The sequence below is a fragment of the Thermoplasmata archaeon genome (genome assembly GCA_038851035.1).
Classification (GTDB): Archaea; Thermoplasmatota; DTKX01; order VGTL01; family VGTL01; genus JAWCLH01.
The window spans coordinates 75,821-90,114 of sequence record JAWCLH010000004.1; the positions used below are offsets into that span (position 1 = coordinate 75,821).

Annotated in this window: 14 protein-coding genes; 9 read left to right on the forward strand and 5 right to left on the reverse strand. The window is 57.5% G+C overall.

Going from position 1 to position 14,294, the window contains the following annotated elements:
- The first annotated feature begins 105 nt into the window (after positions 1-105).
- From QW379_02135 to QW379_02145, 3 genes are all read left to right on the forward strand, one after another.
- On the forward strand, positions 106-273 hold the full coding sequence (locus QW379_02135) for a zinc finger domain-containing protein (GenBank protein MEM2869207.1): 168 nt from the start codon (positions 106-108) through the stop codon (positions 271-273).
- Positions 239-544 (forward strand): elongation factor 1-beta, encoded by a 306-nt coding sequence (locus QW379_02140; protein MEM2869208.1) that lies wholly within the window; start codon positions 239-241, stop codon positions 542-544. The genes QW379_02135 and QW379_02140 overlap by 35 nt, the downstream gene beginning before the upstream one ends.
- Before the next feature lie 98 nt (positions 545-642).
- Positions 643-780 (forward strand): hypothetical protein, encoded by a 138-nt coding sequence (locus tag QW379_02145; protein ID MEM2869209.1) that lies wholly within the window; start codon positions 643-645, stop codon positions 778-780.
- A gap of 158 nt (positions 781-938) precedes the next feature.
- On the opposite strand, the gene QW379_02150 is transcribed toward QW379_02145, so the two are convergent.
- Complete coding sequence (locus tag QW379_02150; protein MEM2869210.1) at positions 939-1,670, reverse strand: N-acyl homoserine lactonase family protein; 732 nt, start codon at positions 1,668-1,670, stop codon at positions 939-941.
- Positions 1,634-3,529: a PEP/pyruvate-binding domain-containing protein gene (locus tag QW379_02155; protein ID MEM2869211.1), complete on the reverse strand. Its 1,896-nt coding sequence runs from the start codon at positions 3,527-3,529 to the stop codon at positions 1,634-1,636. Before QW379_02155 ends, QW379_02150 begins: the two co-directional genes overlap by 37 nt.
- 197 nt (positions 3,530-3,726) lie before the next feature.
- Here QW379_02155 and glmM point away from each other — a divergent pair, with 197 nt between their 5' ends.
- The gene (glmM, locus tag QW379_02160) at positions 3,727-5,109 is read left to right on the forward strand and encodes a phosphoglucosamine mutase (GenBank protein MEM2869212.1); all 1,383 of its coding nucleotides are present in this window, start codon (positions 3,727-3,729) and stop codon (positions 5,107-5,109) included.
- A 90-nt stretch (positions 5,110-5,199) separates the two neighbouring features.
- Here the strand turns inward: glmM and QW379_02165 are convergent, their stop codons facing one another.
- Entirely contained in the window at positions 5,200-5,706 is a 507-nt protein-coding gene (locus QW379_02165; protein ID MEM2869213.1) for an Hsp20/alpha crystallin family protein, read from the reverse strand.
- Positions 5,707-6,435: 729 nt separating this feature from the next.
- On the opposite strand from QW379_02165, the gene QW379_02170 reads away from it, so the two are divergent.
- From QW379_02170 to QW379_02190, 5 genes are all read left to right on the forward strand, one after another.
- Positions 6,436-6,993 (forward strand): GDSL-type esterase/lipase family protein, encoded by a 558-nt coding sequence (locus QW379_02170; protein ID MEM2869214.1) that lies wholly within the window; start codon positions 6,436-6,438, stop codon positions 6,991-6,993.
- Between the two features lie 1,299 nt (positions 6,994-8,292).
- Entirely contained in the window at positions 8,293-10,398 is a 2,106-nt protein-coding gene (locus QW379_02175) for an aldehyde ferredoxin oxidoreductase C-terminal domain-containing protein (protein MEM2869215.1), read from the forward strand.
- A 169-nt stretch (positions 10,399-10,567) separates the two neighbouring features.
- On the forward strand, positions 10,568-10,918 hold the full coding sequence (locus QW379_02180) for a MoaD/ThiS family protein (protein MEM2869216.1): 351 nt from the start codon (positions 10,568-10,570) through the stop codon (positions 10,916-10,918).
- Positions 10,919-10,964: 46 nt separating this feature from the next.
- On the forward strand, positions 10,965-12,281 hold the full coding sequence (locus QW379_02185; protein MEM2869217.1) for a UDP-glucose/GDP-mannose dehydrogenase family protein: 1,317 nt from the start codon (positions 10,965-10,967) through the stop codon (positions 12,279-12,281).
- Between the two features lie 127 nt (positions 12,282-12,408).
- Positions 12,409-12,678 (forward strand): hypothetical protein, encoded by a 270-nt coding sequence (locus QW379_02190; GenBank protein MEM2869218.1) that lies wholly within the window; start codon positions 12,409-12,411, stop codon positions 12,676-12,678.
- Positions 12,679-12,793: 115 nt separating this feature from the next.
- Here QW379_02190 and QW379_02195 read toward each other — a convergent pair whose 3' ends face one another.
- A complete protein-coding gene (locus QW379_02195; protein MEM2869219.1) occupies positions 12,794-13,783 on the reverse strand; it encodes a GRP family sugar transporter in 990 nt (329 codons plus the stop codon).
- Between the two features lie 84 nt (positions 13,784-13,867).
- Positions 13,868-14,257, reverse strand: a complete 390-nt coding sequence (locus tag QW379_02200; GenBank protein MEM2869220.1) for an aspartate 1-decarboxylase — start codon at positions 14,255-14,257, stop codon at positions 13,868-13,870.
- Between the last annotated feature and the right edge of the window lie 37 nt (positions 14,258-14,294).

The window sequence follows — 14,294 nt, forward strand, 5'->3', positions numbered from 1 at the left end:
ATATTTATAATTTGTCGGATTATAGAAAATTAGAAAAACTATTATCTTGCCAAGGAGGGTAAAAATTATTATATCAATGAGGTGTAATCAGCCCTCGGTCATAACATGGTGAGGGCCGAGAGCTGCTCATCTTGCGGCGTGAGACTAGTCGAGAAGGGGAGCGTGAGCTTCAGCTGTCCGCAGTGCGGCGGGGCAACAATTGGACGATGCAAGCAGTGCCGGGACCAGAGTGTGGACTATGTATGCCCGGCCTGTGGCTTTCAGGGGCCGTGAGCTCATGGGCGAGGTTCTGGTGCTCTTTAGGCTCCTCCCCGACGGTGTAGACGTGGACATGGACACGATGAGGGAGGAGGTAAAGAGGCGAATTCCGGAGGGCGTCAGGCTCAGGGGTATCGAGACGAAGGACATCGCATTCGGCCTAAGGGCGCTGAATGTCGTCGTCCAGATGAAGGACGCTGAGGGGGGGCCCGACGCCATACAGAGAGCTCTCGAGACTATTCCGAGGGTCCAGAGCGTCGAGATTCTGGATATGGGCCTTCTCTGATTCTGAGTAAAACCCGAGCACCTCTATTCACAATCCTGCGCCGGGGATTCCGCCGCAAAGATTTATAGCGTTGAAGCGCGCTCCGCCCTCCGTGGAGCATGCCCTGCTGCAGACACTGTGAGAAGTACGATGATTGCGAGGACCGCAGCGACTGCTGCGACATGTGCGCCTACTTCAACGGAGACGAGTGCACGCTCGAGGAGGAGGAGCACAGGTACACTGGAGAGGAGGAGTAGGTAGATACCCTACTCCTCTTCAAGGGAAGACGTTGATGGTCTGAGTATGCCTCCCGATTTCCAGGCCAGCTCGATTGATGCGCTAGTCCTATGCGGGCCCTAATCAATTCTCCGTCCCTCTGCCGGTACAAAGCTGTTGTGGAGTGGAGCCACGATTCTCAGAACTCCCATTGCTCATCGTGGCTGAATATCGGTCTCGCGCCCAAGCTCTTTAGGCGCTCAATCGACGCACTCGCCGCGACCGGGTCCAGAAGAATTCCACAAGGGACGCCACTCTCCCAGTTCTCCTTGACAGGCGATGCGTCGCCTGTGTAGACGTACCGTGTTTCACCGAGTTCGATAACGACGGACTGGTGGCCCGCAGTGTGGCCTGGCGTGGGAATCACTGAGACCCCCCTTACAATCTCCCTCTCCCCCTCAATCGCTCTGATGTTGGGTGCCTCCAAGACATCTTTAACATAGCCCCCTCTGAGAAATCTAGGCGGGTTGCGGCCGAATTCTAGCTCCCTTCTCTGCACGAATATTTCCGCGTTCGGGAAGAGGGAGTTGTTCCCCGCGTGGTCGAAATGGAGATGGGTGTTCACGATGAGCGATACATCCCTGGGAACCAAGCCCTCGGCGCTGAGGCTTTTCAGTAGAGAGGAATCCCTGTGAACTCGATAGAGTCTGCTGAGTTTCTCGTCGATGTCGCCAAGACCCGTATCCACGAGAAGATTCCCCTCCGATGTCCTGACCAGGAGGGGTCTGATGGGCGCTAGGTATGTCTGGCCGTAGTAGGCCGTCTTCAGGTAGACCATGAGCCCTTTATCTATCTCGAAGTGGCCGTCGCGCAGAATTCTGATTTCCCTGACCGTCATGACCCTCCCCGCTCCCGCCGGTCCTCCTGGCATCCGCATTCCATCGCTCCGGGGCCCCCCTGGCCTTTTCGCCCGCTTCTTCCTCCCCTTCCCTGCCGCTCGCGCCTCCGCATCGTCCCGGCCCCCTCCTTCCTTCCACCCGGGCGCTCCGAAACCCCCATCGCCCCCTTTCCCCCGCTCCTCACGATAAGACCCGTCCTGGTCCTTCCATCAACATACACATCCACGCCACTCTTCATATCGACGAGCCACAGGTCCGGCTCGACGACACACGCTCGCTGCTTGAGAATGGCGGTATTGAGAACGTCCCCCTTCTCCGGGAACACGGGAATGTACAGAACATTGGAGACCACCATGTCCCCGAAAAAGTGGGTGCCGTACGAGAGCTCCGGGGTGAAGGAGCCGTAGGAGCATTCGACAATTACCCGCGCATTGGAGATCTCGGCGTAGTCAACCGGAATTCCGAGCTCGGGATGTGTCGTGGCCCACCGGCCCGGGCCGATTAGCACGTAGCCCTCCCTCTCAAGAGTTCTGTTGATCTCGCCGATTCTCCTCGCTATCGCGTGCCCCCTCTCGAACCGGTACCTCTCGAGGGGAACATAGACTATGTACCTGAGACCTCTCTTCAGCCCGTTGCCGAGCACGTTCCTGCTGCGCAGAATCACGCTGCCGCTCGGCACCCTCGCCGGGAGGCTGACCGGCCGGTGCTCGAGCCTGCCACCGAGGGGTCTGACCTGGAGGATATAGAACCTATCATCCCCGCCCAGATTGAGAGCGAATTCCATGTCTACGGGAATTCCAAAAACGCGCTGGAGGTTGGTGAGGAGGCTCCTAAGGACCCTGACGAATGGGAAGGGCGAGCCGCTCCTCAGAATTGGGTCGAAGGTCAATATGAGCTTATCGTCCTCGCCGATTCTGCCGGTGGCGTCCATGATGTAGGAGCCTTCGATCAAGAGCTGGGCGACCTCCGGGAGAAGCTCGTTCTCAAACTTCAGCTCTTCTAGTCTTCGCGTGGAGAGAGCCCCCGTGTTGAGGTCGAGCGCGTCTATTTCCGACTGAGAATAGCGGAGAATCTCGGGGACGCCAGTCCCCTCCGGCCTCAAGTGAGGGGCAGCGGGGGTGAACACGCGCGCGTAGTACCTGCCGACGGCCCTCGTCCCCAGCCCCATCACGATTCTCGCCACGCCGTCGTCGGTGCTGATTGCATCGCTCCATGGGTAAAAGTTCTTTGAGAAGGCGACGCCCGCAATGAGGGGGTAGTAGAGGCCGGAGGGATATTCCTTGCCTATCAAATTTTGAATAAGGATGGCCATCTTCTCCTCCTTCCAGCTTATGCGGTGCTTTAGCCTATACTCTCGCGCGTTTTCACCGAAGGTGCTAAGGTATACCAACTTGATAGCTGTCTCGAGCTGGTGCAGGCGGGCTTCGAGCGAGCCCCGGTTGGGAATGAAGTAGGACTCGTAGATGCCTGCGAAAGAGTGCCTGGGGTCGTCTTCGAGGTAGCTGGAAGAGCGGACGGCGAGGGGCCTCTTTTCGACGGCCAGGAGCCTGCGGAGCTCCGACACGACGTCACTAGGGAGCTCTGCCCCGACAAACCTCCTCGCCATCTCCGCTTTCGTTATGGCGCCGTCGCACTTCTCCTGGACAGCCGTCCTGAGGCCGTTCTCCTCCATGAAGGTGTCAAAGTGGTCGGTGGTGATTATTGTCGACTCAGGGAAGGCGACGAGCTCCGGGAAGTCCGAGAGGGGCTCGCCCTCGAACTCTCTGGCGTGCGCGGCGAAAATCAGCCCCAGGGCCTTTCCGCCTACGAACCCCTTCCCAACGACCCTGACCCCCGCAGGCATCCTCTCGATGTCAACGAAGAACCTTTCGTACCTGCTCTCATGGGGCATCGGCCTAGCTCTCCGCCGTGGATTATGCTCCACGCTGCTATTTATTTTATGGTCTTGCGCCTTTGGGCCTTCGGCCCATCGGTTGGCGAACTCTCCTTGGTACTCCCGCTCCTCCTGCTACTCATCTCCGGGAGGCCTCTGAAGGTGGTGGCCCCCGGGGCCAAAGGTCATTTACCACAGAAGCCATTCACCCAACTATGGCGAAGAATGGCCTTGCGGGCATATTCCGGGCCTATGATGTGCGCGGCGTCGTCAACGCGGAGCTGACGGCGGAAGTCATGGCCAGAATCGGCGCGGCCTTCGGTACCCACTTGGGAGGCGACAAGAGGGTCTGCGTTGGGAGGGACGTTAGGACGAGCAGCCCCTCCCTCGAGAAGGCCTTCGCGGCCGGGCTGGCGATGACGGGGTGCGATGTAGTTTCGGTTGGCCTCGTACCGATTCCGACCGCGAATTTCGCGACCCTCCACATGCGCTTTGACGCCGGAGCCTACATCACCGCCTCCCACAACCCGCCCGAGTACAATGGCGTCCGCTTCCGCCACCCCGATGGGACGGGCTACACCGACGACAACACGACGGTTCGGGATCTATTCTTCGGAACGGCGCTCAGGAAAGCCGACTGGAGGTGGCTTGGCCGAATCTCCGAGTTGGTTGCGCAAGACGTAATTGACCAATACATCGAGTTCATACTCGACAGGACCGAATTGGAGGGCGGAATGAAGGTGGCTCTCGACCCCGGGAACGGCGCCTCTGCCCTTACGGCACCCACGCTCTTCCAAAAGCTTGGGGCTCAGGTAGAGGTGGTCAACGGCGAGCCCGACGGCACCTTCCCCGGCCGCTCCCCCCATCCCACGGAGAGAAATCTAGGCCAGCTCCAGGAGCTCGTCAGATCCTCGGGGGCAGCTTTCGGCGCGGCATACGACGGCGACGGGGACCGGGTGGTTTTCGTGGACGAGCTCGGGCGAGTTGCGCAGGTCGAGAAGATTGGAATAATAATATCGAAGCGCCTCCTCAAGGAGAGAAAAGGCAGGGTAATAGCGAACGTGCCGTGCTCGATGATAGTGGAAGACGAGATTCATAAAGTCGGGGGGGAGGTGATGAGGGTTAGGGTCGGAGATGTATTCGTGTCCGAGGCCATTAAAAGACATGGAGCGGTTTTCGCAATGGAGGTCTCTGCCCACTACTTTATCCCGGACTTCTGGGTCTTCGACGACCCCGTTCTCACGTCCGTGAAGCTCGCGGAAATTCTATCGGAAGAGAAAGTCCCGCTCTCTGAAATGCTGGACAGAATTCCATCCTACCCGATGACAGAAAAAGGTATTCAATGCCCCGACAGCCTTAAATTCCAGGCAGTGGAAGCCATGATTGTGAGGCATAGGAAAGCTGGGGACAAAGTTGACACGACCGACGGCCTGAAGGTAATTTACGAAGACGGCTGGGGGATGGTCAGGCCCTCCAACACTCAGCCTCTTGTCAGGCTATTTGCCGAAGCGAGAACGCAAGAGCGTATGGAGGCGATCGCCTCGGCTCTGGAGCGCGAGCTGGCGGAGACTATGTCCTCGCTCGGGAGAGCTGGCTAGCTCCTTGCCGAGAATCGGAGCCCTGAGAGGATGCGGGCCCCGGGAAGGCAAATCCCGGGGCCGGTGGAGGGAAAGGTGGAGGAGGGGAGTCTATTTCACCGCTATTACCCTCCTCCCGGTCTCCGTCGGCTCCTTTTTGGGCAGAACCAGCTCCAGCACGCCGTCTTCCATCCGCGCCTCAGCCTTGTCCGGAAGAATCTCGGCGGGGAGCTCGAAGCACCTGTAGAGGCTCGAGGAGCTCCTCTCCCTCCTGAGGTAATCCCTCCGCCTCTCCTCCGTCTCCTGCTTCCGCTCCGCCGAAACCTCCACGGTGGACCCGGAGACCTCCACTTTGACGTCCTCCTTCTTGAACCCGGGGACTTCAATGGTTACCCTGAACTCCTTGCCCGTGTCCTCGATATCCATCAGGGGTTGCCTCAGCCCCGCGAGTTCAGGCCTCCTGAGAGCTTCGCTCGGCCAGAAAAGACTGTCAATCGAGCTCCTGAAGCTATTGAAAAGCTGGTCCATGTCGCTCCAGAGGCTGAAGAGATCCCTGCTGGAAATGTCGGTTCTCGAAACAGGCACAATCTGCTCCTTTTTCTTCTCCTTCCTGAACATTTACATCACCTCCACTCTGGCTTTTTTTGAGACCATATATTATATTTCTCACATCAAATATTTAGGCCTTTCTTGATAAAAACTAACACACTTAAAAATCGAAAAATAACCCTGAGATAAATTAATTATTATAGATATAATATTTAATCATTTAAATAATAATTACATTGCAGATTTCAATATTCTATTCTGAAGAATATTCTGAATTCTTCATGCTTTTAACCCGTGCAGTCGACGAGGGTTTACTGAGGCTTATATGGGTTCGATTTCAATAAAAATAGCTGAAAATCGAAATCACCTACATGAAGTGCTTTTCGGCCGGCGCTCGCCGCGGCATACCTACCTTTAAACCGGAGAGACAACACCCAGCGACACATAGGGTCTAGGTAAACTCCAGCAGAATTGACGGCCTGGAATTTACCCGCAAACCAGAAATATCAGAGAAGGAATGGGGTTCTGGTATCTGGATGGCGGTCACGGCTCTGCTCTGCAAGATGTGCAGTTTTGGGGCAAAGGGTGAGTCTTGCGCCAGATGCGGCGAGTGGATCGGGAGTGGCGGCGTTGATGCTGTGCTTTGCCGCGAGTGCTCTTTCGGAGCGAAGAAGGAGGAGTGCGTCGTATGCGGCTCGTGGGTCGGAAACCTTCGGGTTCCGGCGCGCCTCTGCCGACAATGCGCTTTCGGCCACAGGAAGGGCCAATGCGTCCGTTGCGGGCGATCGGTGTTATAATATGGAGGAAATAGTGCGGCTCAATGAGCTGATTCGCAGTCACTGCAGGGGAGCCCGAATAAGGCTGGCGGATGCCTATCCAGTTTTCGACGACGGCGCTGGGCGACTGAAGAGAGAGTATTCATATGGGGATGGGGGGCATCTTAATGCGGCGGGCTACAGACGTCTGGGGGAATTCCTCGCTATCGAGCTTGTGGATCTGCTGAGGCCGGGCACAACCGTCGCCTGTCTGGGCGACAGCATTACCGAGGGCTACCCAGGCCACATCAACAGCCGCACGGAGAACGAGTGGGAGCCATATACGCACTACCTGAAAAGGCCCGGCGTTAAAGTCCTTAATTTTGGGGTGTCCGGCGACACGACCGATGGAATGATGCTCCGCCTGCACAGGGATGTGGCGCGGAGTGGTGCCAACGTATGCATCCTTCTAGGGGGCATCAACGACCTACTCGGCGGGACACCAGTCCAGGAGGTCTTCGAGAACCTAAAGGCTATGTACGCCGAGCTGGACAGATACCACATCTTGCCTGTGGCAGTGACGGTTCTCCCGATTGATTAGGCCCTGATATTACGAAACCTCCGGAACTGGCCTGGATACCAGAGCCTAGTATTTACAATTCCTCCTCTTCAGTATGGGAATGGTAGCGCGTGCGCACTCCAGCCCCGCAATCCACCCAAGGCACTGGTTTGGTAAAAAGAAGTTGAGTGTAGAGCCGGGGTGCGCGAATTGCTGATAATAAGGGAATTCAAGGTGGCACGCCGCTCCCTGGGCTGGGAACACAAATGCCGTCAGCGCGCCGGATGAAGACCAGCTGGATAGATTTGATAGAAAGCAGCTCGTTGAGATATTCAACGCTTCCACAATCCCTATCGTCGCCGGAGCCTAGCGCAAATGTTTGCTGTAAAACCCATCCTTGTAGCGAGTGGCTGCCACGAATAGCCCCACTACGTAAAAGAAAAGCCTCCGGAGGTAAAGGGGAGCGGGAAATGAAGGGCCCCAACTATGCCTATCAATATCCCGTCCCCGATATTGTAGTTCAGGTCAAAGCTTCAATAGGAGAGAATGCGGGTTCCGTCCCTTGTGGATGCCATTGTGCCTCTTAACCCCGTCTTGATGTGGGTAATTTGGCTCAATGACATCGGAATCGTGGGCTTAAGAGGGGCTTCCACTCCATTGAGGGGGTAACGAACATCCAAGAGATGGGAATCGTGTTGGAGATGACCGATTAGCCTACTACGATGGTTCGTCCACACCCGCTTTCCATAGGGCCCCCCATCCCTCGATACACACTTCCACAATCTGCTCGAAGCGGGAGTGGTGACTGCCCTGACAGTCATGAGTCCCTCAATGATAAAAGAGCGAGAGTTTCGAGACATCGACAGGCTGCTCGTCTTTCACACGAAAGGGAGCACCTCCGAAGGGCCGATTCCGAGGCTTTCCAAGGATGATTGAGAACTACGAACATCGCTGGGGAAGAGAGAAGGGGCTCTGAGTGAGTAGCGATTTCATTATCACAACAACTCCGGGAGACCATATTTTGCGGCATTCCTTCCCCCCGCAGCCACACATTATGAGCTGCGACTGCTCCTCAATGTCCTCACAGGGCGTGCCGTAAGATTGGTTAATGGGCCTTGTTTAATATGGACTTTCCTATCAAGGATTGAGCTACCTTGCCCGGAGAGAGAGAATTCCGATGGGAGACAGAGGTTTGTGGGGAGGGAAGGGGTGCTAATGTATTTTCTCCGGGATGGTCTGGTGGATTTTCGATGCTAACCTGGGGGGAGTATCGGAGCGATAAAATCTATATTGAAGGAAGGTATTCAGACCCTATGGGGGAGTTCGGTGGCTCTAGCGATTATGAACTATAAACCGGGAATCATTGAGAGGGGCTACAACAACAGGACACTTTACATCAACCTTTCTACCGGCGAGCTCCGGGAGAAGCCCGTTGACGCAAGAATGAAGGAGACGTTCATAGGGGGAAGGGGATTCGACCTCTGGCTTCTTTGGAACTCACTCCCCCGCGATAGGGTGATAAGATGGGACGACCCGGAGAACGAGCTTTGCATAGCCTCCGGCCCGCTCGGTGGAACGACCCTCTACCCCGGTTCTGGAAAGAGCATTGTTGTTAGTATCTCCCCACTGACCGGCTCCGTAATGGACTCGAACGTCGGCGGGTTCTTCGGCCCCTATCTGAAGTTCTGCGGCTTCGACGCTATCGAGGTGCAGGGCAGGGCGGCAAAAGACTCCATCATTGTCGTGGATGGAGACAGGAGGGAGGTCAGGATTGAGGAGGCCGAGGGCCTCCCCCTCGACACACACCTGCTCGCCCCTGCTCTCGGTGAGAGATACGGGGAGGGTAACCCTAGGTCAGTTGCGTCGGTCACTAGCGGGAGGGGCGCTGAGCACAGCCTCTGGGGATGCCTGAACTTCTCCTACTACGACCTCGCGCGCAAATCTTACCGCAGCAAGCAGGCCGGCAGGGGAGGTCTCGGGACCGTCATGAGGAACAAGAGACTCAAGGCGCTGGTGGCCAAGTTCTCGGAGATGAAACCCGATATCAACCACCCCGCGGACCCCGAGACGTTGAAGAAGGGAGGCAGGAGGTACAACGCGCAGATTCGGGAACTCGACCCCAAGCAGAATGAGATGTCCACGATAGGAACGACGCATCTTGTGACCATCATGAACGACCACGACCTCCTCCCTGTCCATAACTTCCGGTACGGGAGCCATCCTGACGCCCCGAAACTCGGCAAGGAGGTCTTCAGGAGAATATTCCATCCCGGCTACGACGGCTGCTGGGTCGGATGCTCGGTCGCCTGCTCGCACACGGTGAAGGACTTCGTTCCGAGAACCGGACCCTACAAGGGAGAGAGGGTCTGGGTCGATGGACCCGAATATGAAACCATCGCGGGCTGCGGGTCCAATCTTGGTGTCTTCGACCCTAACTTCGTTATCGAAATGAACTTCTACTGCGACACCTACGGCCTCGATACGATATCGGTTGGCACGGGGTTCGCCTTCGTGATGGAGTGCTATGAGATGGGCCTGATTAAGAAGGAACACACCGACGGCCTTGAGCTGAGGTTCGGAAACGCGGATGCCGCCCTTGAGCTCCTGCATAAAGTGGCTTGGGGGGAGGGCTTTGGTAAGATCGTGGGGCAGGGGGTCAGGAGGATGAAGCAATACTTCGCCGCCCACTTCGGAGCCGACCCACAGATTATGGCTGATATAGGCATGGAAGCGAAGGGTCTCGAGTTCTCCGAGTATATAACCAAAGAATCGCTGGCTCAGCAGGGAGGATATGGACTGGCGCTGAAGGGGCCGCAGCATGACGAGGCTTGGCTGATATTCCTGGACATGGTCCACGGCTACCTCCCCACATTCGAGAAGAAGGCCGAGGCCCTCCACTGGTTCCCAATGTGGAGGACCTGGTTCGGCCTGAACGGTCTCTGCAAGCTGCCCTGGAACGACATAGTGCCCCCAGAGAATAAAAACACCCCAGAGCCGGCAAAGGTAATGCAGCACGTCGAGTGGTACGCGGAGTACTTCACTGCAACCACGGGTAGGAAGGCCACGCCCGACGACCTAATTAAGATGAGCGAGCGGGTCTACAACTTCCAGAGGTTGTTCAACCTGCGGATGGGCTTCGGTACAAGAAAGGATGACAGAATTCCCTATCGCGCGATGGGCCCGGTCACCGAGGAAGAATATGAGTCAAGAAGAGACCGGTACGACAAACAGCTGGTTGAGAATGGGATAATGAACCCCGAGGGAAAGAGCACGAAGGAGAAGCTCGCCGCGCTGCGCAGATACCGGGAGGAGCAGTACGAGAGGCTCATGGACGCGGTCTATCAAAGGCGCGGCTGGACCCAGAACGGAATACCCACTCCAGAGAAAGTCAGGGAACTCGGAATCGATTTCCCAGATGTGATGGAGCTGCTGAAAAAGCACCTGTGACGAGAGCACGCGGGTAGGAGGAAGTTCAGAAGCGGTTGAGGAGGGTTTCGGGTGCCCTGGGGCATGATATTGGAGCACCGTTCGATAGGCCAGACTGTTCAGGAGCAGATGTTCAGCAACAAAAAGCGATAGTGAGACGGGGCGCTTTATGGGGTTGGATGGGCTGGGGATGACGGAGAGAGAAACAGGTTCTGAGGATGGAAGGGCAGAGCGGGAGGAGGAGGAAGGGGGAGAGGGGCGGGCGCGAGGTGTGGTGGAGTGCGAGGTCAGGTTCTACGGGGGCATCGCGAGAGACACCGGCACCGAGAGAGTCCTAGTCAGCATCACCTGGGGAACTCTTGGAGAGCTCCTGACGGAGCTCGGGAGAAGGTGGCCCGTGCTCCGAGAGCGCCTGAGCGACCCGGCGGCCGGATTTCTAGTCTTCGTCCTGAACGGGAGGGCGCTGGAGTTCCCGGAGCCAACCCTCAGGCTTAAATCCGGAGACGTTCTATCCATAATGCCTTTCGTGGCCGGGGGGTGAACGGCGGGAAATCGAAGAGAGGTCTCGATGGAAAGGGGGATGGGATATGAGAGTGGCTGTGCTCGGCATTGGATACGTCGGCCTTGTCACAGGTGCCACAGCCGCCTTGGACGGCCACCGAGTCATCTGTTTGGATGTTGCCGACGATAAGGTCGAGGCGCTTCGCTCCGGGAGGGCCCCATTCTATGAACCGGGCCTTGAGGAGGCAGTGCGAAGGATGGTCTCGAAAAAGAGGCTGAGTGCCTCCACAGATATCGAGCGTGAGGTAGCTGCCTCGGAGATGTCGTTTATATGCGTTGGCACTCCGTCAAGAAGGGATGGCTCCGCTGACCTCAGACAAGTCAGCGAGGCCGCCCGTCTCATTGGTACGGGCTTGAGGGACAGAAAGGGCTATCACGTCGTCGTGGTCAAGAGCACCGTCCCCCCGGATACGACAGCAGGGTTCGTTGTCCCGACCGTTGCGCGCTATTCCGGCGCCCAGCCCGGGGACTTTGGGGCCTGCATGTGCCCCGAGTTCTTGAGGGAGGGCGACGCACTGCAGGACAGTCTTAAGCCTGACAGAATCGTAATAGGAGAGCTCGACAGGCGAAGCGGCGACAATCTCCTCGCATTCTACTCGAGAAAGAGGTGCCCAAAGCTAAGGATGTGGCTCACGGCGGCCGAGCTCGTGAAATACATCTCCAACTCCTTCCTCGCTACCAAAATCGCCTTTTCGAACGAAATGGCAAACTTGTGCGAGAAATTCAATGTGGACGTGTATGAGGTCATGGAGGGCGTCGGGCTCGATTCCCGCATAGGGCGCGAATTCCTTCGGGCAGGCATGGGCTTCGGAGGCTCCTGCTTTCCAAAAGACCTCCTGGCATTGGCAAGGGTGGCCAGAAAGGTCGGCGCCCGGAGCAGGATAATCGAGGCAGTGCTGCGCCAGAACGAGGAGCAGCCACTGAGAGTGGTCGAGCTGGCCGAAGAGGCGCTGGGGGACCTGAGAGGAAAAGCTGTGGCGGTGCTAGGACTGACCTTCAAGCCTGGCACGGACGACGTCAGGAACTCGAGGGCGGAGCCACTCATCCGTGCACTTCTGGCCAGAGGAGCGCGGGTGATTGCCCACGACCCGCATGGGATGGAGAACTTCAAAAAGGAATTCGGACTCAACATCGAGTATGCCGAGACGGCTCTGGACGCTCTCAAGGGAAGGGACGCGGTGGTCTTCCAGACTGAGTGGCCCGAGTACCGCCGAATTCCAGCCTCCGCTTACATAAGGCTGATGGAGAGACCAATAGTTATTGATGGAAGGAGGACGGTTGAGCCCCGCAAGCTCAAGCTCGCCGGGGTGAGGTATTTCGCTATAGGGGCACCGAGGGACTGAGGCGGCGGAGAGAAGAGGGGGCAACTAGGCGGTGCGAGAGGTCTGAAATGCCGGGCGCGCGCTCGACCACTATGGTTATATAGCCCCGAGTTGCATTTGGAGACCGTAGAAAGGGAGGGCTCGTGAGATGATCGGCAGCAAGCCACCGGACGTGCCCAAGAAGTCGGAGAGCGACCCGCTCGCCAGCTTGGAAGAGGAGCTTGGCCGGACTGATCGCATGATTCAGATGAAGGTCGCAATGAATTACCTCGCCCAGCTAATAGACCCCAAATACAGGCAGGCTTTCGAAGAGGCGGAGCGGAGCGCGAAGACAGTGGAGGATATGACAAGACTCATCGAGCTCGCGAAGAAGTTTATAGCGCAGAGAACTGTCGTGGACCTTCTCGGAATCGAGTGAGACTCTTCTCACCTCCAAGAGCCCGGGAACTCTGTTAGAGCGGCCTTCAGAGCGGCCAGCCGTTTCCCATCGGAGGCTATCCTATCGCACCACTCCACGAGGGAGCCAAACTCTCTTACGCTAGCACAATGAAGGCTATTCCAGACACGGTCAGGGCTGCGCCAGCCAAGAACTGGAGACCGGAGCGGCGCCTGTCTTTCAGCCGCTCGAGCTCCTTGAAAACCAGAAGACCCCATAGCGCGCTGACTAGTGTTATCACACCCTGCCCCACCGGAACCCCTATCGCGAGACCCGTCCCGAGCCACCCTATCATAACGCACACCATCGCCGTGCCCCATATTATTCCCTGAGAGAGGGCCAGGCCATGCCACCTCAGAGGGGCCCTCCGCCATGCCAGAATTCCGGGTTCGGTCACGGAGGGCGACCAATGGCTCTCGCCCCCCTCCGGGAGGAGCGCCAGAGCGAGCGCTCCGATTATGATTCCTGGAGAGAAGGAAATAAACGCCGGACCGGGCGCGACGCCCGCATGGTTGATTGCTTGGGCGATGACGACGTTGAAGACAGCGAAGAAGAAGGGGGCGACAAAGGCCGCCGCGATCCCCCTCCTCTCACCACCAGTTCTCATCGTCCTTCCTCCACCTACTCCAGTCACGCCCGCGACCGAAATCTCCCCCCGGTCTTCTGATATGAGGCTGATGAGAGCTGAGCCGACCACAACGAGAGCGACCCCCAGTGCCATCAGGGCCAGCCTTGCCATGGAAACCTCTCCCAACTCGCCCAGGAGCCACCCTCCCCCGATGAAGGAGAGGACTGAGGTTAGGTTGATTATGCAAAAGGGCCTCGCCATCCCCGCCCTCCGGACAGCGAAAATCAGGAGATAATTGCCGATGACCCAGCACAATCCTCCAGTAGCCACAAGAGAGAAAAGTGGCAGCGTGGGTGCGGGTCCTTGCGCGACGCCAAAAAAGATCCCACCTGTGACTGCGATGCCGAGGGCCATTGAGACATTATAGGCTCCTGTAGGGAAGGCCGGGCAGTACTTCTGGGGTATGAACTGGCTCCCGAAGAGAACTCCCGACAGCACAATCCAAAGCAAAGGTGTCATTTCCGCCGTTGTCCCAGCCCCGCTCTTACCCCGTGGCCCGGGCCCTTCGCAACGCGCTCAGTGCCGCAGCTCCGGCGTTCGCCGTCAGAGTCGGCCCGGGGCGCCGCCAGACTGACCCTTCCTCGCTGCCACAGGCCTGTTCTTAGAGTCGACGAGCACGATTCTGGGCCTGTGCCTGCGAGCCTGCTCCTCTTCCATCCAGACATAATTCACAATTATCACCTTATGCCCCTTCCGGATCAGCCTCGCCGCGGCGCCGTTCATCTCCACTGTCCCCGAACCTCTGCTCGCGGGTACGGTATAGGTTTCTAGACGAGCTCCGTTGGTAAGGTCGTAAACTTGGACGAGCTCGTAGGGCAGGATGTCCGCAGCCTCGAGCAGGGCTTCGTCAATCGTGATCGAGCCGACGTAGTCCACCACAGCACCCGTGACTGTGGCCCGGTGGATTTTCCCCCAGCACATCAGGCGCATCATCGCCTGAGCAGAAGCGTGCCACTAATAAAGCTTTGCG